Annotated in this window: 17 protein-coding genes and 1 tRNA gene; 7 read left to right on the top strand and 11 right to left on the bottom strand. The window is 61.3% G+C overall.

The features are described from left to right. Positions 1-2 precede the first annotated feature (2 nt). Positions 3-1,211, bottom strand: a complete 1,209-nt coding sequence (locus AC2T4A_RS28245; RefSeq protein WP_486742336.1) for a restriction endonuclease subunit S — start codon at positions 1,209-1,211, stop codon at positions 3-5. Between the two features lie 2 nt (positions 1,212-1,213). Then, positions 1,214-2,767 carry a type I restriction-modification system subunit M gene (locus tag AC2T4A_RS28240; RefSeq protein WP_486742335.1) on the bottom strand — a complete coding sequence of 518 codons (1,554 nt, stop codon included), beginning with the start codon at positions 2,765-2,767 and terminating at the stop codon, positions 1,214-1,216. Between the two features lie 692 nt (positions 2,768-3,459). On the opposite strand from AC2T4A_RS28240, the gene AC2T4A_RS28235 reads away from it, so the two are divergent. The 5 genes from AC2T4A_RS28235 (at position 3,460) to AC2T4A_RS28215 (ending at position 7,246) form a co-directional block, all read left to right on the top strand. Beyond that, on the top strand, positions 3,460-3,675 hold the full coding sequence (locus tag AC2T4A_RS28235; protein WP_003146175.1) for a hypothetical protein: 216 nt from the start codon (positions 3,460-3,462) through the stop codon (positions 3,673-3,675). A gap of 22 nt (positions 3,676-3,697) precedes the next feature. Next, a complete protein-coding gene (locus AC2T4A_RS28230; RefSeq protein WP_480448071.1) occupies positions 3,698-3,913 on the top strand; it encodes a hypothetical protein in 216 nt (71 codons plus the stop codon). Further along, positions 3,906-4,295, top strand: coding sequence for a hypothetical protein (locus AC2T4A_RS28225; RefSeq protein ID WP_480448070.1), 390 nt, complete (start codon positions 3,906-3,908; stop codon positions 4,293-4,295). The genes AC2T4A_RS28230 and AC2T4A_RS28225 overlap by 8 nt, the downstream gene beginning before the upstream one ends. Positions 4,296-4,925: 630 nt before the next feature. Next, entirely contained in the window at positions 4,926-6,221 is a 1,296-nt protein-coding gene (locus AC2T4A_RS28220) for a hypothetical protein (protein ID WP_486742334.1), read from the top strand. Continuing rightward, the gene (locus tag AC2T4A_RS28215) at positions 6,221-7,246 is read left to right on the top strand and encodes a phage integrase (protein WP_486742333.1); all 1,026 of its coding nucleotides are present in this window, start codon (positions 6,221-6,223) and stop codon (positions 7,244-7,246) included. The genes AC2T4A_RS28220 and AC2T4A_RS28215 overlap by 1 nt, the downstream gene beginning before the upstream one ends. 7 nt (positions 7,247-7,253) lie before the next feature. Here AC2T4A_RS28215 and AC2T4A_RS28210 read toward each other — a convergent pair whose 3' ends face one another. From AC2T4A_RS28210 to AC2T4A_RS28200, 3 genes are all read right to left on the bottom strand, one after another. Beyond that, the gene (locus tag AC2T4A_RS28210) at positions 7,254-7,682 is read right to left on the bottom strand and encodes a hypothetical protein (protein ID WP_486742332.1); all 429 of its coding nucleotides are present in this window, start codon (positions 7,680-7,682) and stop codon (positions 7,254-7,256) included. A 213-nt stretch (positions 7,683-7,895) separates the two neighbouring features. Continuing rightward, positions 7,896-7,969 (bottom strand) — tRNA-Gly (locus AC2T4A_RS28205). Between the two features lie 151 nt (positions 7,970-8,120). Further along, entirely contained in the window at positions 8,121-9,014 is an 894-nt protein-coding gene (locus tag AC2T4A_RS28200; RefSeq protein WP_486742331.1) for an alpha/beta fold hydrolase, read from the bottom strand. Between the two features lie 500 nt (positions 9,015-9,514). On the opposite strand from AC2T4A_RS28200, the gene AC2T4A_RS28195 reads away from it, so the two are divergent. Together AC2T4A_RS28195 and AC2T4A_RS28190 are read left to right on the top strand one after the other, a co-directional pair. Beyond that, the gene (locus AC2T4A_RS28195; protein ID WP_486742330.1) at positions 9,515-10,348 is read left to right on the top strand and encodes a substrate-binding periplasmic protein; all 834 of its coding nucleotides are present in this window, start codon (positions 9,515-9,517) and stop codon (positions 10,346-10,348) included. A gap of 3 nt (positions 10,349-10,351) precedes the next feature. After that, on the top strand, positions 10,352-13,225 hold the full coding sequence (locus tag AC2T4A_RS28190; protein ID WP_486742329.1) for an HD domain-containing phosphohydrolase: 2,874 nt from the start codon (positions 10,352-10,354) through the stop codon (positions 13,223-13,225). Positions 13,226-13,368: 143 nt separating this feature from the next. Here AC2T4A_RS28190 and AC2T4A_RS28185 read toward each other — a convergent pair whose 3' ends face one another. From AC2T4A_RS28185 to AC2T4A_RS28160, 6 genes are all read right to left on the bottom strand, one after another. Beyond that, entirely contained in the window at positions 13,369-14,115 is a 747-nt protein-coding gene (locus tag AC2T4A_RS28185) for a murein L,D-transpeptidase catalytic domain family protein (protein WP_416747393.1), read from the bottom strand. A 374-nt stretch (positions 14,116-14,489) separates the two neighbouring features. Then, positions 14,490-15,542, bottom strand: coding sequence for a L,D-transpeptidase (locus AC2T4A_RS28180; RefSeq protein ID WP_478377212.1), 1,053 nt, complete (start codon positions 15,540-15,542; stop codon positions 14,490-14,492). A 207-nt stretch (positions 15,543-15,749) separates the two neighbouring features. Beyond that, the gene (locus AC2T4A_RS28175; protein WP_486742328.1) at positions 15,750-16,445 is read right to left on the bottom strand and encodes a pseudouridine synthase; all 696 of its coding nucleotides are present in this window, start codon (positions 16,443-16,445) and stop codon (positions 15,750-15,752) included. After that, positions 16,445-16,672 (bottom strand): cysteine-rich CWC family protein, encoded by a 228-nt coding sequence (locus tag AC2T4A_RS28170; protein WP_486742327.1) that lies wholly within the window; start codon positions 16,670-16,672, stop codon positions 16,445-16,447. The genes AC2T4A_RS28175 and AC2T4A_RS28170 overlap by 1 nt, the downstream gene beginning before the upstream one ends. 98 nt (positions 16,673-16,770) lie before the next feature. Then, positions 16,771-17,607 carry a DUF4824 family protein gene (locus tag AC2T4A_RS28165; protein WP_486742326.1) on the bottom strand — a complete coding sequence of 279 codons (837 nt, stop codon included), beginning with the start codon at positions 17,605-17,607 and terminating at the stop codon, positions 16,771-16,773. Then, positions 17,604-18,677 carry a DUF2157 domain-containing protein gene (locus AC2T4A_RS28160; protein WP_416747402.1) on the bottom strand — a complete coding sequence of 358 codons (1,074 nt, stop codon included), beginning with the start codon at positions 18,675-18,677 and terminating at the stop codon, positions 17,604-17,606. Before AC2T4A_RS28160 ends, AC2T4A_RS28165 begins: the two co-directional genes overlap by 4 nt. Between the last annotated feature and the right edge of the window lie 205 nt (positions 18,678-18,882).

Here is an 18,882-nt window from a genome sequence, read left to right as displayed (position 1 = left end):
TTTTAGGTCGGCATGGGGATATCGGATACGTCGATCTCACCGGAGATTAGCTTGGGAAGGAGAAGATCACGTTGCGCTCGGAGGTTGGCGTTCTTATCTACTAGCTTACGGCATAAACGCATCAATGGGCTTGCTGTAGCTAACCATGCTTCTTGAAGGTCTTGGCTCGGGAGCACAACTTGGAATTTCCTAAAGTCCTTCAGAATTATTCTGGGAATTGCAACACCGGAAACACAGCCCTTCATTCGGGCTATAGTTTCAGGATGCCTGAGCAAACAAACCAAGAGATCCGATACGGGCTTATTGATTGGGCGAAGAATTGCAATTGATGACAGCAGAACTAAATCCTGATCTTTGTCGACCGAAAAGATATGCTTTAGGTAGCTTCCATCTTTCGCAACCAAAACATCACCAACCATCGGCTTGCAATTATTTTTTACAAGCTCATCATAATCCGGTTGAGATATCTTTCTGCACTTCGAGACATCAATACCCCAGTCATGCATGTCTTTAACCGAAGCCATGGGCATCCCGATTTCTGCAGTCGGAGGGCTTTTATGTGCTCCATCAGTAATCAGGTCGCAGATCTCTTCTAACTTAACAACACTCCACCCTTCAGGAATCGGCCCAAGCTCACTCTCCTTGAACTCCACGCCCTCGTGCCCTGGAAAGCGGAACTGAACGAACCACTCCTCGTACAACCGACGCGCCATTTCTTCGAGGATCTCGATGCGGCGTTTGTTGTTTTCGATGAGATCGTCGTAGGCACCGAGAATGGAAACGATACGATTCTGGTCGCTAAGGCTAGGAACCCTCACCTTAAGAGCGTTCAGTATTGTTAGAGTAAGGAATTTAGTTGCAGACCCTGTTGAAAGAGACTGCAACAAATCAAGCTCAAGCTGCAGCGCATAGAATAGATACCTATTATTCAGCACGCGCTCATCTACGGAGCGAATAACATACGTCCGCTGATAAGCATCAAACCTGCCTTTATAATACTTTACAGGATAAACACCGCTGGCATTATTTCCTGCCAATAAAACTGCTTCGCAATCAAAGGAATAGGTGTCAACCTTGTAGGTTTCGCGAGAGCATGTAAAGAAAGGATATGCACCATTCTCAACTGCCGCATTGGAGTTCAACTTGCCAGTCTTTATAGAGACCAAGTCAGCGAGTGCGGCAATACCCCAGAATTCATTTCCATATTGCATGATCACTTCACCAAAAGCTCACTAATACTCTGAGCTATGTTGGCCTCCAGCTCACGCGCCTCAGAATTAAGAACCTCAAGCTCCTCAGCCAGCTCCTCAAAACGCTCCATGAAGTCCACATCCTCAGCCACCTTAGCTGCTGCCCCCACATACCGCCCAGGATTCAGCGACCACCCCTGAGACTCGATCACCTCGCGAGAAGCAACCTTGCATAACCCCGGTACATCCACGTAGCCATTGCCCAGTTCTCTCTCGGCGAGCAACTCTGCACTTCCCTGGTCTAGCTCTGGAGCCTCACCTCGATACAGGCGCACGATATTGGCGAGAAACTCGATCTGCTCAGGCATGAAATCACGGTGTGCCCGGTCGATCTGCCGGTAGATGTGGCGAGCGTCGATAAACAGAACCTTGTCTGCTCTCTCTGCATCACGTTCTTTCGCCCTGTCGAAGAACCAGAGCGTGCAAGGCAGAGTCACGGTGTAGAAGAAGTTCGAGCCAACCGAAACGATCACATCGACTGCGCCGCTCTCGATGAGCTTCTGCCGGATCACCTGCTCGCTACCTCGGGCATCGCCCGCCGAGTTCGCCATAACGAAACCAGCACGACCGCTCCTGTTCAGCGATGCGTAAAAGAGCTGGATCCACAGGTAGTTCGCGTTGTCTGTCTTCGGTACACCGAACGGGAAGCGCAGCTCGCCCTCAAGACGCTCCTTATCGACGCCCGATACGTTGAACGGCGGATTGGCCATAACGAAGTCGAAGCGCCCACCATCACGAGTAACGGCCTCATGCGGGTCTTCGTAGTAGGTGTTGGCAATACGCACATCACCCGACAGGCCATGCACAGCCAGGTTCATCTTGTTGAGATTGACCGTGACCTGCTCTTTCTCGGTGCCGAAGATGGAGATTTCTTCCATCGCCGTCTTATGGTGACGCTTAACGAAGTCAGCCGACTGGGCAAACATACCGCCCGATCCACAAGCCGGGTCAAAGATTCGCCCATGGAAAGGTTCGATGATCTCGACGATCAGCTTCACGATGGACTCGGGGGTGTAGAAGACCCCGCCTTTTTGGCCTTCCTTCAGCGCGAAGTTGCCCAGGAAGTACTCGTAGACCTTGCCGAAAGCGTCCCCACTGAGATCCACCGGGCCAAGCAGCTTGATCAGTTCCAGCAGCACCTTGTTGCCAAGCTGGACGTAGTTGCGAGGCAGAGCGCCTTTGAGGTCGACGTTCTCTTCCTCAACGGCCTTCATGGCTTCGTTGATCGCCAGACCGATGACATCGCCCTCGGTAAGGGTCTGCAGATAGGAGAAGCGGGCCTTCTCTGGAAGGAAGATCACGCCCTCGGCCAGATAGTCATCTTTGCTGACCTTGCGGCGGCCACCAGAGCCAATCGGCCCCAGCTTCTCTTCGGCAGCGGCGTACATCTTCTCGGCATATCGCAGGAAGATCAGCCCCAGAACAGGCACCGAGAATTCCCCCGGCCTCAGCCCCGTGTTGGCCCACAGCTGGTCTGCTACAGCCCACAAACGCTTCTCCACATCTCCGCTGACCAAGGTCGTCTCCAGGCAGTGCTAAAAATGCGAGGAGCTTACTACAGCAGCTCAGAACTCCATCAGCGCTGTAAGCAACTCCTGGCTGCAGATTGGTAGCGTCTCTTTATTAGTGGCCGCTTCTGGCCGCTAGCTGCCCTCTGCGAAGGGCTGCTTGGGGTCGGTAGCTGCCGTTCAAAAAGTCGTTGCCAGTTGACTAGTCGGCAATTGTTATTGGTCGAATTGCCACATTAGCCACGTCCTTTGCTGAACCAGCGCAGTGCCACCTTCCTGGTTAGCTCTATCCCGCGCTGGGTTTGGCTAATTTGGCATCCGCTTCCTCATAGCCAGGTGCCACCTGTCCACGTGCAGGGTCTACCTCGCCCTTCCACAACCAGAGTTCGTATTGAGGGAACGCTTTTAGCAACTCCTCCAAGTCCTCAATTCTGGTCTTCACCTTTAGATCGGTCGCAACTGTCTGCCAGCGGCGGCGATTTTTTATCGCGGACGCTTCTGCAAGCCTTGCAGCGCCAAGATAGCGAACAAGAGTTCTAAGTCGCTCTTCGATCATTCCAAAAAGCTCTATAAATATCTGACGAAATATTTGTCAGACGAAATATTCGTCATTAGTATTACTGCCGATGACGAATATTTCGTCAGTATGGGTGCATAAATGCATACCGGCACGCATAGCGACGAATAGTGACGGAACGAGCATGGAACTGGAAGAGCTGAACCCCAGCGCCCTGGTAGGGCCGCAGCAAGATTTGGAGCGCATCGAGAAATGGGCTGACCGAAACGGCATCAGCTACGGCATCGCCCGAGCGTGGGTATATCGAGGCGTCCTGCCTTCGGTGAAGCTCGGCAAGCTGCGCGTGGTGAACAGTGCATTGCTCCGCGCTTGGCTGCTGGAACAGGAGTGGACGGCATGAGCGACGTAAAAGGAGAACGACTGTGAGCAAGGAGAGATGGAATCTGGACCTGTGCGGCATCGCCACCTTCGCGGAGATGTGTAGCGTGTCCTACGACGAAGCGGCCCAGTGGGCGGAAGACGGCACCGTCCCGAGTATCCAGATGGGCTGCTTCCGCATGATCAACCTTGCCCGCTTCCGCGATGACATGGAGCGCGGCAAGGCCACCTTCGGTGCGGGGGATTACAACCATGACTAGCTCGCCCATCACCCTGGATGCTCAGAGCGCAGTGCGCTACTTGGGCCAGACCGTCCTGATCGAAATGGTGTTCGATGAAGAGCCGGACCCAATCTGGCGCTGGGTACGTGTCGTTGGTGTTGTGCTCCCCGCCGAAGGGCTGCGCGGTGGGCCGCATTTCCTGACCCTCAAGCCTGGAGCAGAAAAAGCATTCGCGGATGAAGCCTTCTGGGAAAACATTCGCACGATCCGGGTGATGCGGTACCGCGACCGGCAAGGTTCCGGCAACGTACTGGGCCGCGTCACCCACCCTGACGACTCGCGCTCAAGGGCCGCGCTCCCGGCTCGTCGGAACAGCTCCACCGTTCCGGCGAACGGAAGCACGGGCGGAGCGAACCCTTGAACGCATGCCTTTTACCAGCCTTGGCCGGTGAGCGTGGGGCAGCTTCTCCGCCCCGCGCTCCCGAGCCCTCGGCGGCAAGAGCGGGATGACAAGGGCAGAGCCCTTGGTGTGTGTTGGTGGCGTCAGCCATCAAGAAAGCTGATGGCTCGAAATGCCTGCTCATGACCCCGAATATTGTTCCGTTGCTATTCGTTCCAGTGCGTCTAAATCGGGCTTCTAGCCATCAATTCAAACGATTAGTCGCGCTGCCGGCTGTTTGATTCAATACCCATATCCCACTGCAAAACCTCGATAGCGCAGATGAACCGGCGAGCGCGCCTGTTTATCCGTGCCGGGCCAACTCATGCCTGCGAAAAGGCAATGGAGGCAGCGCGATGCAACTACCCGATTGGACATATGACCTTGTGCTGTTGGCGCTGGCCTTCCTGCTGGGCGCGCTCTCGACCCTGGGTTCTTCCTCGCCTGCGGTGGCGTTTCCCTACTGATGGTCGAGAGCTCGGGCGTTGGCCGCGCCCCCGGCAAGTAGCGTAAGGCACGAGCGCCCTGCCGGAGGGCGCGGCCGACGCCCCTGTAACACGTCGGATAACCCACTGATCACTGTTTCATTACGTAGCTATTTGGAGCACTTCAATGACCAAGCCAAAGCATCAAGTCCGTGTCACGGTTAAGTCCGCTGGCGAGATTTATGAGTCGCCTGAGGGGCGCCTGTTCTTCGACGACAAGCTGGCCAAGTTCACTGATCTGTCCGGCGTGCGGCTGCTGCGCTGCGGCGTGGATACGGTCCGCCAGCTGTACAACGGCATGATCCGTCTCGAAGTGATGGCGCTGTTCGATGAGCCGGAAGACATCGTGGAGTTCGCTGGCTACCAGTGGGTCAAGGGCAGGGTCGGGCGCGACTCCGGCTACCAGTACCGCCTGCAGAACGCTGATACGGGCCTGATCCTGCTGATCAAGAATCACAACGTGAAGCTGGAGAACATCGGGCCGCATCTCAAGATTGAGGTGTCTCCACACGCCCTGGACGGGGCTGATCCTACGATCCTGCAAGGCATGCTCGATGACCTGGCTAGTGCCGTGCTCGCTCATTGCGAAACGAACCAGTGCGCCGTGCATCTCGCGCTGGATGTGCAGGGCTGGACGCCGTCTGCGGACATCGTAGAGCGCATGCGCTGTCGTTCGACTCGTGTGCGGCAGATCAGCGGCATCGACCGTATCGAGTTCCACGGCAACGCCTCGGTGTATGGGCGTGGTGAGACCTTCATGTTCGGCTCGGCCAACGGTATGCAGCTCTGCATCTACAACAAGACGCTCCAGGCACGCGCAACCGACAAGCTCGATTACTGGAGCAACGTATGGGCATCACTGAATGGCGACCCCTTCGGTGATGGCGAGCCCGCCTACAACCCAGAGGAAACCGTGTGGCGTATCGAGTTTCGCTTCCATCACTCGATAGTCCAGCAGTTCTCCGAAGGCTCCAAATTGTCCTCTGGAGAGGTGATCGGCTGCCGCACCTATGCCGGCCTATGCCCGCACCTGCAAGGCCTGTGGGAGTACGCCTGCGACAGCTTCCGGCTGCTGCTGAAAGACCCGAAGTGGTACGACCCGTTCTGGTCGCTGATCACCCTGGATACCAAGGTCCAGGTAGAGGCCGATCCGCTGATTGAGCGCACCGAATATCGCCGCTACTACAAGACCGCACAGGGCTTCTCCGGCAAGAACTGCGAGATGTTCCTGGGTCAGTTCGCCAGCCTGATTGCGCGGGAGCGCATCCCCTCAAAAAAGGCACTTGAGGTCGGGAGAACGCTCCCCTTCTGGCATGTGATCGAAGACCACTACACCGCCAAGGGCTACAGCACTCGCGACCTCGAAAAGCACATCTGCGGGCTAATCAATGATCGCTACTTGAGGCGGGGATACGCCATCTGATGAGCATCACCAAGCTCCCCGATGGCCGTTGGTTCGTCGATGTCGAGCCGATCAAGGGCAAGCGTTTCCGCAAGCGGTTCAAGACCAAAATGGAAGCGCAGCAGTTCGAGGCCAATGCCCGCCAGAAGTGCTCCGAGAACCCGGGCTGGACGATCAAGCCGAAGGACCGCCGTAAGCTCTCCGAGCTGGTCGAACTCTGGTACGAACTTCATGGCCAGACTCTGGCGAACGGTAAGCGCTGTGTGGCGATTCTGCGGCTGATAGCGAAGGATTTGGGTGACCCGGTGGCGGTGTCCCTGGAGCCGGCGAAAGTGGCCCGTGTGCGTTCCTTGCAGGTCGCTAAAGGCATGTCGGGCAAGTACGCCAACAACCGCCTTGGCTACCTCAAGTCGATGTACAACGAGCTACGGCAGCTAGGGTCCATCGACTACGAAAATCCTGTTGGACGCATGCGCCCGCTGAAGCTTCAGGAGAAGCCGCTGTCATATCTGACCAAGCATCAGGTATCCGAGCTGCTGGCCGCGCTCGATGCTCGCACCACGTCGCCGCATCCGAAGATGGTCGCTCGCATCTGCCTTGCGACAGGTGCTCGATGGGGAGAAGCGCAGGCACTGACCCTGGATCGGTTGAAGGGCAATACGGTGATCTTCGCCAACACCAAGTCGAAGCGTGTTCGCTCGGTTCCGATCTCGGAAGGGTTGGCAAAAGAGATTCGCCAGCATTGGCAGACCTACGGACCTTTCACCAACTGCCTTGGCGTATTCCGCATCGTGCTGCTGTCCACGTCGATCAAGCTCCCGAGAGGGCAGGCCAGCCACGTGCTACGTCACACGTTTGCAAGCCACTTCATCATGAACGGCGGGCACATCGTGACGTTGCAGCACATCCTGGGGCATGCGTCGCTCTCGATGACGATGCGATACGCACATTTGTCGAAGGATCATCTGTCGGAGGCGATACGATTCAATCCTCTACATTCTTCAGCGGCCGACGCACATTCGGATTCGTCGGCTACCGAAGCTTGAGGACTATCTAGCGGTAAGCAGACACAAAGCTATTTGCAATGGGGTGCCAAAGGCCGCCCGTGAAGTTAGCAGCTCTGACTGCATCGCAGACTCGATCATCAAGCAGCTGGCCGGGCTCGTGAGTCGAAGCTTTTCCTTGGCTTACAAAAATGCGAAGAGCGTAGCCATCAAGCAGTTCGAGGGCTTGATATACGTATTCGGGGATAGGCGCTCCCTCGTGGACCTCAATCCAGACGGTGGTTTGTTCCATGAATCGATCTAGCGCTTGAATAGCGTCGGCAAGAACCTTTGCCGGATTTTCACAGGCTGGAGATGCTGGACAGTGAATATGTGCCACTTGGTGAGTGTCGTCGCTAATTTCAACGATTTTCCGCGAGTCGAAGCCTGCCTGTGAGGCCAGATTCAGTGCAGCCGCGTCCTGTTTGTTGTACCCCATTAGCCCTCTCCATTGTTTCGAGTTGAATCTCTATTCGGGGGCTTTGGCTTGGATGCCGGGGCCCTGGAATATGGTGACAACGGAGACTACTGTGTTGCCTGCTGCTGGCCAAGTGGCAGCATCTGACATCGACAGTTTTTCGACACTTCCCTGGGCCCCGAAAACGCAAAACCCCCGAAACGCTAGGCATTTCAGGGGTTAGGCAGGGTGTTCTGGAGCGGGCGAAGGGAATCGAACCCTCGTCATGAGCTTGGGAAGCTCAGGTAATGCCATTATACGACGCCCGCTTGGGGGTGCCTTTTTACCAGAAGGGCGGGGCTTAGTGAAGCCTCGATAGGTCAGGCGGGCTCGCAGGAGCGCATTCGTGTTTACGTGGGACGATGAAAAACCGGGGGCGGAAGGTCTGGGGCCGGCCCCCGGCTGTGTGCGCTGGCTGCATCAGCCCACCATGGCGGCGATGGGTACGCCCTGGCTGCTGGGCAGGTAGGAGTTGGCCAGTACCGGGTGGCGCTGCGGCTGGAGGAAGGTCAGGAGGGCGTCCTGGGTGTCCTGCCAGGCCTTCTTGTGCTCCACGTCGATGAAGTGGCCGGCGTTGCGGATGGTGCGGAACTCGCAGTCGCGGATCAGTTGCTGGAACAGCTTCGCCTCGGCCGGGGTGGTGTAGATGTCCAGCTCACCGTTCATGAACAGCAGCGGGATGTCGATGGCGGCGAACTTCTCCATGTAGCTCTCCGCGCTGAGCTTGAGCACCTGGCAGATGTGGAAGTGCATCTGCTGGTATTCGTGCTCGTCGAGGCCGCTGACATGGCGGAAGTTGTAGCGCTTGAACAGATGCGGCAGGTACTTGCCGATGGTGTCGTTCACCAGGTTGCCGACGTTGGTGCGGTCGCAGGCGGACAGGTAGTCCAGGCCGCGGTGCAGGTAGTCGAGCATCGAGGCATTGAGCAGCGGCGAGAAGGAGTTGATCACGGCCTTCTGGATTCGCGCCGGGCGTTCCGCCAGGGCCAGGAGGGTGGCGACGCCGCCCCAGGAGAAGGACATCACCACGTCGGCGCGGTAGTGTTCGATCAGGCCGAGCAGCAACTGCGCCTCATACTCCTTGGTGATGAACTCGCGGCAGTCGTTGTGAGCCTTGGACCGGCCTGCGTAGGGCTGGTCGTAGCACACCACGTTGAAATGCGGTTGCAGGTATTTCACCGTTTGCGCGAAGGAGGCGGTGGTTGCCAGCGAGCCGTTGACCAGGATGATGGTCTGGCGCGCTTCCCTGTTGGCGTGAAACTCCGTGTATACCCGGTGTTGCTGAATCTCGACGACGGCGGTTTCCGGCCTCATGTCGTATTCCTCCAGACGCAGGTCATGGTGCGCATCCACCATCGGATGCGAAGAAAGTACCCAGGCAGAGGAAAGCGTCTTGACGTGACAGCTTCATGTCACTCGACGAAAGTTAATAATTTCTTTTTTTTCAATGGTTTAAGGCATCAAAAGACGACGCTCCGAAACCCGTGAGGGCGCGGATAGAGGCTTCTGATCAGGCGGGGGAAGGTGCGGCTTGGGGAACAGCTGCCGCGGAAATCATTGTTGGTTGCGCTGCGTGACTCATCGGTCACGCTTGAGCCAGAGTTAAGCAGGGTGGTCTGGCACCTGCAACAGCCACCGAGCGCTTGAGTCACATCGTTTGGCCAAAATCCGACGAAATGACATTTCTCCGCGCGATTGTCCGGCGCTTTGGTGAAGCCGGATTACACTCTTGTGATAGCTGTAACGCCCCCTGCCGAAGACGAGCGAATGTGCCGTGCTCCCCCTGAGGCCGATACCGCGTGCGGAGCGGGTCCATGGCATTTCACCGAACGTTCGTCCCACTGCTGGTCCTGGCGCCGGCCGCATGGCTGTGTGCGGAAGCCATGGCCGATGACCGCTACGGCTGCGAGCAACCGCTCACCGTCGCCTTCACCCGCAACGTGGTGTTCTTCCACGACGACGTCGGCATCGACCCGGACCTGATTGCCGAACTGGCCAAGCGCACCGGCTGCCAGTTCGAGGTGTCCGTCCGCCCTCGCGATGAAGTCTGGCGCATGCTGGAAAGCGGCGACCTGCAGATGGGCACCAGCGGCGTGGCCACGCCGCAGCGGCGTGCCTATACCTACCTGCTTCCCTACCTGTACATGCGCAACAAGCTGATCGTGCGTGACGACCTGGGCGAGATGAACAGCCTGGACGCTTTCCACGATATGCCCGGAGCCCGCCTGGGTGTGATCGCCGGCTACCGCCATGGCGCTTATATCGATGGCATGTTGCGCATCCTTCGCGCCGAGGGGCGGGTGTTGGAGTACAAGGACGATGCGACCCGCTTCACCGCGTTGCTCAACGGCGGCGTCGAGGGCGTGATCGGCCACGAGATGAACCTCGAAGGGGCGGTGAGCGATCGTCGTCAACGTGATCGCTTTCATGTGGTAGATGTGATGCCCGGGCCGGCGACACCCCACAACCTGATGCTCTCGCGCAAGCGCTTCACCCCAGCGCAAAGCGCTGAATGGATGCGCCTGCTGGAAACGTTGTGGCTGGACGGAACCCTGGCCCGGATCATGCGTAAAAATGTACCGCCGCAGGTGGCGGAAGGACTGCTCGACAGCGGATATCGCTACAGCTCCACGGACAGAGGCTGGTAAAGGATGAAGGCATTCGAACGGGGTATTCCGCTGCAACTGCTGGTGGCTGGCGCCATTATCGCCAGCATGCTGGTGCTGGCGGGTGCTTTGCTGATCCAGGGATACCGCGGCGTGGAAGGTGCGCTGGTGACGGCGGCCGGGGAATCGGCCAGCCAGCTGGGCGCGACCATCAACGAGCGTATCCGCCGCCTGATCGATCCGGCGGAAAGCGCGCTGCGCCTGCTGACCCACGACCCGATCTCGCAGACCGACAACCTGCCGGCGCGCCTCGATCGCCTGCCGATGCTGGTGGAAAACCTGCGCGCCAATCGTACCCTGAGTGCGGTGTACATCGGCTACCCGAACGGCGAGTTCCTGCTCATACGCGCGCTGCGGGTGCCCGAGGTGCGCCGCGTGCTGCAGGCGCCGGATGCGGCCAAGTACCTGGTGCAGAGCCAGACCCTCAACGGCCAGGGCGGCCTGCTCGGCGAGTGGCGTTTCTACGACAGCGAGCTGCGCCTGCTGCGCGTGCAGGAGCGGCCCGACTACAACTACGACCCCCGCCAGCGGCCCTGGTACAACGAGGCGCGCCTGACCAGCAAGACGGTGCTGACCCAACCTTACGTGTTCTTCACCACCCGCGAGATCGGCCTGACCCTGGCTCACCGCAGCGTCGATGGCGCCGCGGTGATCGGCATGGACGCCTCGGTCAACGACCTGGGCGGCGAGATGGGCGACCTGCGCCAGACCGCCAATACCGAACTGGCGGTGGTGGACGGAAAGGGCACGGTGATCGCCTATCCCGACCTGTCCAAGCTGATGGTCCATGAAGGCAAGGAACTGCGTCTGGCCACCCTCGCCGAGTTGCAGGTGCCGAGCCTGAGCGAGCTCAACACGGAATCGGTGCCATCCGGCACACCCCAGGCATACCGGGTCAATGGCGAGGAGTGGTACGGCATCTGGGTGCCGCTGTCGAACTTCACCAGCAACGAAGTGAAAGTGCTGATCGCGATCCCCGCGGTGGAGTTGTTGGCGGGCGCAAGGCAACTGCTGTTCAACCAGGCCCTGTGGAGCGGCACGCTGTTGCTCGTCCTGCTGCTGATCGGCTGGTACATAGGCCGGCGAATCGCCCGCCCGCTGACCGCGTTGGCCGATCAGGTCGGCGCGCTGGCGGCCTTCGACTTTGCCCGGCCGGTGGGTGTGGAGTCGAAGATCGCCGAGGTTCGCGACCTGAGCAGCGTGATGGGCAGCATGTCGCGCACCATCCACAACTTCCAGGCCATTACCCTGACCCTGAGCCGCGAGACGCGCCTGGAAAGCATGCTCGAAGGCGTGCTCTCGCGCCTGGTTGAAGCCACCGGCGTGATGGGCGGCGCGGTGTACCTGCTGGACGACGACGAGTGCCGGCTGCGCCTGGCGTGCACGGTGAACGGCGAGCAGTACCCGCAATCCATGCTGATCGAAGGCTTCACCGAGACCCAACTGGCCGAGCGCGTGGACCTGGCGCTGGCGAACCGGGGGCAGTACCTGGAGGTTTCCCTGCGCAACCGCTCGGACGAGCTGCTGGGCATCCTGGTCCTGCAACTGGCTGAGGAGGGCGCCCACAGCCGTCAGCCGCGCAAACCTTTCAAGCGCTTCGTCGAGGAGCTCTCCGGCGCCGCCGCCGTGGCCATCGAAACCCGCCAGTTGATCGAAGCCCAGCAGCGCCTGCTGGACGCCATCATCAAGCTGCTGGCGGATGCCATCGACGCCAAGAGCCCTTACACCGGCGGCCACTGCGAGCGCGTGCCGCAACTGGCCGACCTGCTGCTGCAGAAGGTCATCGATTCGCGTGACGGCGAGTACGCCGGCTTCAGCATGAGCGATGCCGAGCGCTACGAATTCCAGATCGCCGCCTGGCTGCACGACTGCGGCAAGATCACCAGCCCCGAGTACGTGGTGGACAAGGCCACCAAGCTGGAGACGCTGTACAACCGCCTGCACGAGGTACGCACGCGCTTCGAGGTGATCTGGCGCGACATCGAGCTGGATTATTGGCGCGGTATCGCCGAGGGGAGTGACATCGGCCTGCTCGCCGCCCGCCGGGATGCGCTGCACGAGTCGCTGCGCGATGACTACGCGTTCGTCGCCCAGGCCAACGTCGGCGGCGAGTTCATGAAGGACGAGGACATCGAGCGCCTCAAGCAGATCGGCGAGCGCCGCTGGCTTCGCCATTTCGACGACCGCCTGGGCATCTCCCACGACGAGGCCGAACGCCTGCAGGGCCGGCCGGAGCGGCCGCTGCCGGCGGAGGAATTCCTCCTCGCCGACAAACCCGAACATCGCGTGCCCTGGGGCGAGCGCAAGCCACCGGTGGTGAAGGACGACCCGCGCAACATCTGGGGTTTCGACATGCGCCTGCCGCCCTACGCGAGCCACTACGGCGAGCTGTACAACCTGGGTATCCGCCGCGGCACGCTGAACGACGAGGAGCGCTTCAAGATCAATGAGCACATCGTCCAGACCCTGATGATGCTCACCACCTTGCCGCTGCCGCGAAACCTGCGCCGCGTGCCGACCATCGCCGCCAACCACCACGAGAAGATGGACGGCACCGGCTACCCGCGCAAGCTCTCCCGCGAGCAGATGAGCATTCCGGAGCGGGTGATGGCAATCGCCGACATCTTCGAGGCCCTGACCGCCGCCGACCGCCCTTACAAGGCACCGAAGACGCTCTCCGAATCGCTGAAGATCCTCGCCTTCATGGCACGCGACCAGCACATTGACGCCGACCTGTTCCGCCTGTTCATCAGCCAGGGCGTCTACCGCGAATACGGCGAGCGCTTCCTCCACCCCGAGCAGATGGATGCCGTGGATGTGCGGGCGTTGCTGGCGATCCTGGATGGGGTGAAGGCGTAGCTGGCGGCTTCAAGTATGAGCGAGCTTGCTCGCGAAACACCTCTTCGCCGATGTTGGTTCGCGAGCAAGCTCGCCCCTGCAACACTCGCAAACGCAAACCGCCGGCATCAGCCGGCGGTTTGCGTTTCAGGTGCGGGAGTCGATCAGCGCTTGGCGAGGTTGGTGGCGTAGCGGTTGATCTGTGGGTTCTTCGCCACGGTGCAGCTTTGCCCGGCAAGGAACTGCGAGGTCTTCAGGTACTGCTGCTGCGGGTAGTAGGCGAACACGTAGCTGCCGTTCTTCACCGTGTCGATCAGCTTCTGCGCCACCTGCGGGCGCACCGCTGGGCAGCCTAGGCTGCGGCCCAGGCGGCCGAGGCCGGGGACGACCTTGGGGTCGGCGTAGGCGGCGGCGTGCATGACGATGGCGCGCTCTTCGCTGTTGTCATTGAAGCCCGGCTCCAGGCCCAGCAGGCGCAGGGAACGGCCGTGCTTGCCGCTGTAGGTCTGGCCGGTCTGGTAGAGGCCGATGGAGGACTGGAAGCTCTCCGGGCGGTTGGAGAAGGAGGTGGCCATGTCGTCGCCACTCTTCTTGCCATGGGCGACCCATTCTTCGAAGAGCAGCTTGCGCTGCTTCAGGTCGAAGACCCAGAGGCGCTTGTCGCGGGACGGCTTGGAGTAGTCGATCACCGTCAGCAATTGGTTCTGGCCACCCAACTGGGTGCTGGCGCACTGCAGGGCGCTGAGTGCCAGGCGCAGGGTTTCGGTATTGGTCGCCGGCGCGAGGCGGTGCAGTTCCTCGGCCGTGGGCAGGCGGGCAGCGGACGCGGTCTGCCAGCTACCGATCGCGAAAAGCGCGGCACTGGCGAGCGAAATCCGGAAGAACCCCCGTAACTTCAAAAAAGTCAGCATGAATACAACATTCCCGTTGAATCGATATGGTTTTTTCTGGGAAACGCCGCATTGTGCGCGATTTTTGATCAGTGATGTGGTTGTTTTTTGATCAAGTATGGTTCCGCCCGTCGGTAATTACGAACTTTCCGCTGCGATTTGCCACCGGAAGGCGCCGGTTTACGGGAGGGCAGAGGGAATCGACGCGCTCCCGGCAGGCGCCTGGACTCTTTGTGTTTCGAGATTCTTCGGCGGCTGGCAGGGCGGGCTTGAGGCCGTCTGTCCGGAGGTGAGGCTGGGCAGTCCGGCGGGGATGGGCACTGTGGGGTGCAGTGGAATGATGAGGCGCTGTAGGGGAGGTCCAGGACGGTGCCGCAATGCCCCGGACCATTTCCTCATTCCACCGTCTGGTTCTTGACCGGCTTCTGTTCCGCCTTGCGGTCGTTGGTGGTGATCACGGTGAAGTCAGGGTTGCTGCGCATGTCGCGGGTGGAGGGTAGGTCGGTGATCACCAGGGTGCTGCCGACGTCCATGCTGGCCAGCAGGCTGCGCAGGAATTCGCGGTCGAGGCTGAACTTGCCCAGTTGCTCGGCGGGGGTCAGGCCGCGCTGCGGGTCGCTGACCTGCACGCTGGTCCAGCGCAGGTTCGGGCTCTCGCTGTCGATCTCGGTCTGGGAGGGTTTCTCCATGAGGGAGAAGGCGGCGACGCCGGTCCTTTCTTCCGGGTGCTCGAAGGCCACCGGCGCGGTGCCGATCTGCAGGCCGCCGCGGTAGACATAGAGGCGACGGTCGGCGCGGCTGACCAGCACGGAGACCGGGCCCTTTTCTGCGCCCGGATCGCTCCAGAACGGCACCACCATGCCGCTGTCGTCGTGCGGGCCGGCGGGGCGGCCGTCGCTGACGATGGGCGCGAGCAGGCCGGGGTGGTAGACCTCCACGGGCGAGCTCTTGGCGTCGGAGATGATCACCGTGGTGGTACTGAAGCCGGTGACTTCGTAGAGCTTCTTGGCGAAGGCCATGGGCAGTCGGATGCAGCCGTGGGAGGCCGGGTAGCCGGGCAGGTTGCCGGCGTGCAGGGCGATGCCATCCCAGGTCAGGCGCTGCATGTAGGGCATGGGTGCGCTGTTGTAGAGGTCGGAGTGGTACTCGACCTTCTTCTGCAGGATGGAGAACACGCCGGTGGGGGTTTCCTTGCCCTTCTTGCCGGTGCTCACCGTGGCCACGCCGATGGCGATGCCGTTGCGGTACACGTAGGCGCGCTGCTCGGTGAGGCTGACCACCAGGGTGACCGGGCCTGCCGGGGAGATTTCCGGATACCAGAGGAACTGGCCGGGCTTGAGCGTTTTCAGTGCGGCCTGCAGGTCCGAGAGCGGTGAGGGCTTGCTCGGATTGGCGAAGGCGACGCTGGCACTCAGGGCGATCAGCAGGGCAACCGACAGTTTCTTCATTACCTTTCCTTGGAACGCGGGCATGGCAGGGAGCTTAGCCAAGCGGTGACGGCGGCTGCAAACCGCCGGGCTGAACGGTTTGCGTAAGGCTTTTCGGAACGTTGAACGGAGCACGGTATGTAGGAGCGAGCTTGCTCGCGAACTGCCCGGACGCCGTGCTCGCCGGCAAGATTGTTCGCGAGCAAGCTCGCTCCTACACGGTGCAGATCAGCCGAGCTCGGCAATTTCCTGTGGGGTCAGCGCGCGGTATTCACCCGGTTGCAGCGCCGGATCGAGCTGGAGGCTGCCCATGCTCTCGCGGTGCAGGCGGGTGACCTTGTTCTGGAAGTGGCCGAACATCCGTTTGACCTGGTGGTAGCGGCCCTCGTGCAGGGTCAACCGGGCAGCGCGGGTGTCGAGGATTTCCAGTTGGGCGGGCAGGGTGGTGAGGTCTTCGAAGGCGAAGTACAGGCCCTGCTCGAAGGTCGCGACGTAGCGCTCGTCGATCGGGTCTTCGGTCTCCACGTAGTAGACCTTGGGCAGCTTGCGCCCCGGCAGCGTCATGCGCCGCGACCACTGGCCGTCGTTGGTGATCAGCAGCAGGCCGGTGGTGTTGTAGTCCAGGCGGCCGCCGATGTGCAGCTCATGCTTGTCCGGCTCGTCCAGCAGGTCGAGCACCGTGCGGTGCTCGGCGTCGCGGGTGGCGCTGACGCAGCCGGCGGGCTTGTGCAGCATGAAGTAGCGCGCCGGCTTGCCGGCCTGCAGCAGGTCTTCGTTCAACTCCACCCGGGAGAACTCACGCACCTCGTGACGACCATCGCGCACTACGTTGCCATCCACGCGCAGGCGGCCTTCGGCGAGCAACTGGCGGGCTTGCTGACGGTTCAGGTGGGGCAGGTTGGCGATGAAGCGATCCAGGCGCATCAGGCGTTCTCGTCGTCCTGGCTCTGCGGCGAAAGCCCGGCGGCGCAGCGGGGGCACAGGCAGGCGCGGTCGACCAGTTCGGTTGGAATGCGCTCCAGGATGTTGCGGTCAATGCGCGTGCCGAAGCACCAGCAGCTCTGGCCCTGCAGCGCCGGGTCGGCCTGGGTGCAACGATTGGATTGGCCGCAGAGCGGGCAGCGGCTGGGATCGGGAATGGTGTCGTTCATGGCCGGTCAGGGCGGGAAATGGCCGTGAGGCGGGCGCACAGGGTGCAGCGCCGACCGGCATCGCGCAAGCGGATTCGGATCGGCGCGGCGGGGGCCGGTCAGGGCATGTCGATGCTCTTGATCCAGGGTTCCAGGCGCTGGCCGAAGGCGACTTCGGCGACGAAGGGCTGGGCGCGCCCGTCTGCTGCCCGGTGAGGCTGCGCGGTGATCTGGTCCAGGCGCTCGCGCCACTGGTAGGGCACGTTGAGGCTGTCGGTGCCGATGGCAGTGGCGGTGCCGCCGAGTGTCCAGATGTGCTGGTAGTAGTTGGAGACGGGGCGTACCTGGCCGTGGACGATGAGGTAGCGCTGCCGATCGGGATAGCGTGCGCGCAGCGTTTGCAGGTCCAGGCCGACGTCCTTGAGCAGCAGGCGCGTGTCGGTCTTCTCCTCGCTGTCCAGCTCGCGGCGGATGAAGTCGCGCTCGTCCGCCAGCCGGGCATTCTGCGGCGCGGCATCGGCGGCCTGGCGCGCCTCATCGAGGCGCTTGCGGGTCAGCTGCACTTCGCGCTCGTACAGCGGCCCGTTGAGCTCCAGCACCAGCAGGGCATCGCGCGATTGCTGGCGGCCGAAGCGTCGGGCGCTGTTGTCATCCACCTGTTCGGGCATGGCGAAGCCGAGTTCGGCCATCTTCTGGCCATCGAGGGCGGGCTGCCAGCCACGGCTGTATTGCCGCGCCTCTTCGTCCCGGCTGGGCGTGCGCCAGCGCAGGCGCAGGCTCAGGCCGCTGTTTTCCTTGTACCAGTCGCTATTGCGCAGCAGCTCGCGCTGGCTGAGCGGCAGCACGCTGTCCGGCTCGCCGGAGCGGTTCCAGGCGACGCCGCCCAGGGCCACCGCGTTGACCAGCAGGATCAGGCCGACACCGCCGGCCAGGGCATGGGTGCGTGTCCAGTTCATGGGCGAGCTCCCAGCAGGCCGTGGGCCCGGCGCAGGCGTCGCAGCACCAGCAGGATCAGCACCGCGCACAGACCCAGGACGAGAAAGAACAGGTACTTGGGCATCATCTCCCACCACCAGTCGAAGAACTTGGTGTAGAGGAAGATCACGAAGAAGGTCAGGCCGGTATTCACCACTTCCGGCCACTCGCGGCGCGCGCCAAGCCAGATGACCAGCGCCGAGACGATAAAGCCGAGTACCTGATAGAGGCTCTCCACCGTGGCGAAGCCCAGGGGCAGGTAGCTGCCGCTGCCCCAGTTGGCCAGCACCAGCATCGGCAGAAACACCCCGAGCAGGCCAAGCACCCGGTAAATCGCGGCGAAGCCGTCGAAGCGGTTCTGCGCGATGAGCGAGGGAACGAAGAAGATCAGCAGGGCGGCGGGGAAGAAGTTCTCCGGGCGCTCGCCCACATCCAGCCAGTAGACGCCACTCCAGGTGCCGACCCGTGCGGCGACGTAGCCCATCACGCAGATCAGCGCGGCGGCCAGCAGCAGGCGCGTGTTGCAGGTGTAGGCGAGCACCAGGGCGTAGGCGGCCCAGGGTAGCAGGGCCTTGTCCGACGGCGTGATGTTGAAGATCTGCCCAACCATCACGACGTTCAATACGAAGCAGGCGAAGGCCAGCATGGCACCGAGTTTGGCGAAGTAGCCGGAGGCGTCGCGCCGCTGCAGGATCAGGGTCAGCAACAGGCTGATGAGCGAGGCGCTGATGAGGATGACGACCTGTACGCCTTCGCTGAACAGGCCCCAGAACTGGTAGAAGAGGAAGAACAGGCTCGCGGCCAGCGCCAGCGCGCCGAGGAACGAGGCGATGCGCATGCCCAGCGAGAGGCGATGGTCCTGGCTGTCGCGGTCGATGTCGAAGCGCGCGCGGTAATCGGCGAGCAGGCGTTGCTGGTGGTCGTGCAGGCGGTCGCGCTGGGTGGTATCGAGGACGAGCGCGCCTTCGTCATGCAGGCGGCGCAGCTCGCGGTCGAACGCCAGGATATCGTTGACGCGGTGCTGCGCCTGCTGGTGGCTGAGGTCGGGCATGGCCGGTCCTTGCGGCGGGTGATGCTGGGACTCTAGCTGGTGGCGCGGCGGGGTTCCATGGGTTTGCCGATAACCATTTGCGCGTGGTCGGGCTATCGCGGACGGAGTCCGCTCCTGCGCGGTGCCCACCCTCTACGCCCACACATCCACGATGCCGCGGACCTGTAGGAGCGAGCTCGCTCGCGAACAAACCTCGGTGGCGGAG

Source organism: Pseudomonas sp. PVC-3-1 (assembly GCF_057444315.1).
The sequence above is the reverse complement of the archived record's forward strand: the minus strand, read 5'-3'. Positions and strand labels throughout refer to the sequence as shown.

Bases quoted from the DNA above. Each gene is read 5' to 3' on its own strand.
- AC2T4A_RS28235 (WP_003146175.1), top strand. From the start codon at position 3,460: ATGGAACTGGAAGAGCTGAACCCCAGCGCCCTGGTAGGGCCGCAGCAA.
- AC2T4A_RS28160 (WP_416747402.1), bottom strand. From the start codon at position 18,677: ATGCCCGACCTCAGCCACCAGCAGGCGCAGCACCGCGTCAACGATATC.
- AC2T4A_RS28210 (WP_486742332.1), bottom strand. From the start codon at position 7,682: ATGGGGTACAACAAACAGGACGCGGCTGCACTGAATCTGGCCTCACAG.
- AC2T4A_RS28185 (WP_416747393.1), bottom strand. From the start codon at position 14,115: ATGCTGACTTTTTTGAAGTTACGGGGGTTCTTCCGGATTTCGCTCGCC.
- AC2T4A_RS28220 (WP_486742334.1), top strand. From the start codon at position 4,926: ATGACCAAGCCAAAGCATCAAGTCCGTGTCACGGTTAAGTCCGCTGGC.
- AC2T4A_RS28225 (WP_480448070.1), top strand. From the start codon at position 3,906: ATGACTAGCTCGCCCATCACCCTGGATGCTCAGAGCGCAGTGCGCTAC.
- AC2T4A_RS28165 (WP_486742326.1), bottom strand. From the start codon at position 17,607: ATGAACTGGACACGCACCCATGCCCTGGCCGGCGGTGTCGGCCTGATC.
- AC2T4A_RS28245 (WP_486742336.1), bottom strand. From the start codon at position 1,211: ATGCAATATGGAAATGAATTCTGGGGTATTGCCGCACTCGCTGACTTG.
- AC2T4A_RS28215 (WP_486742333.1), top strand. From the start codon at position 6,221: ATGAGCATCACCAAGCTCCCCGATGGCCGTTGGTTCGTCGATGTCGAG.
- AC2T4A_RS28175 (WP_486742328.1), bottom strand. From the start codon at position 16,445: ATGCGCCTGGATCGCTTCATCGCCAACCTGCCCCACCTGAACCGTCAG.
- AC2T4A_RS28170 (WP_486742327.1), bottom strand. From the start codon at position 16,672: ATGAACGACACCATTCCCGATCCCAGCCGCTGCCCGCTCTGCGGCCAA.
- AC2T4A_RS28200 (WP_486742331.1), bottom strand. From the start codon at position 9,014: ATGAGGCCGGAAACCGCCGTCGTCGAGATTCAGCAACACCGGGTATAC.
- AC2T4A_RS28190 (WP_486742329.1), top strand. From the start codon at position 10,352: ATGAAGGCATTCGAACGGGGTATTCCGCTGCAACTGCTGGTGGCTGGC.
- AC2T4A_RS28195 (WP_486742330.1), top strand. From the start codon at position 9,515: ATGGCATTTCACCGAACGTTCGTCCCACTGCTGGTCCTGGCGCCGGCC.
- AC2T4A_RS28180 (WP_478377212.1), bottom strand. From the start codon at position 15,542: ATGAAGAAACTGTCGGTTGCCCTGCTGATCGCCCTGAGTGCCAGCGTC.